Source organism: Streptococcus sp. SR4 (assembly GCF_000517725.1).
Lineage (GTDB): Bacteria > Bacillota > Bacilli > Lactobacillales > Streptococcaceae > Streptococcus > Streptococcus salivarius_F.
Genome location: NZ_AZYW01000041.1, coordinates 1 through 562, shown reverse-complemented (window position 1 = coordinate 562; position 562 = coordinate 1). Strand labels below are relative to the sequence as shown.

Sequence of the window (562 nt, the reverse complement as noted above, 5' to 3'; positions counted from 1 at the left end):
TGTATTGAATACAGCTAAATTCTCTATCACTGATAACAAGCTTCTCGATGACGATTCAGAGTTGGCAGACAAGTACAATGATACTAATGCCAACCCATACGCTGACAAAGCTGATAACAACGAAGCAGAAAACATCAATACTAAGTCTGTTAAACGCGGCGAAAAGATCTACTATCAAGTATGGTTGGATACAACTAAATTCGACGCAGCTAACAAAGACAACGTTCAAACTGTAGGAATCACTGATGACTTCGATGAAACTAAGGTTGATGTAGATGGTTCAGCAATCAAAGCTTACGATTCAGTAACTGGAGCTGATGTCACTGATAAATTTGACATTAAAGTTGAAAATGGTGTTATGACTGCAACCCTTAAAGCTGGCTTCACTAAGTCACTTGGCGACGCAGAAAATACTCAAATCATTGATACAACTAAATTTGAATTTGGACGTTACTACAAGTTTGATATTCCAGCAACAGTTAAAGCTGATGTACCTGGTGGTTCAGACATCGAAAATACAGCTGCCCAAGTTGTTAACTATTACAACCCAGTAAGCAAGACA

The 562-nt window shown here is 38.3% G+C and carries 1 protein-coding gene; it reads left to right on the top strand.

Annotated features, from left to right (window positions below; translation table 11 throughout):
- Positions 1 to 562 (top strand): SspB-related isopeptide-forming adhesin (locus HMPREF1519_RS04680; RefSeq protein ID WP_156024871.1); only part of this gene is annotated, 562 nt, incomplete at both ends.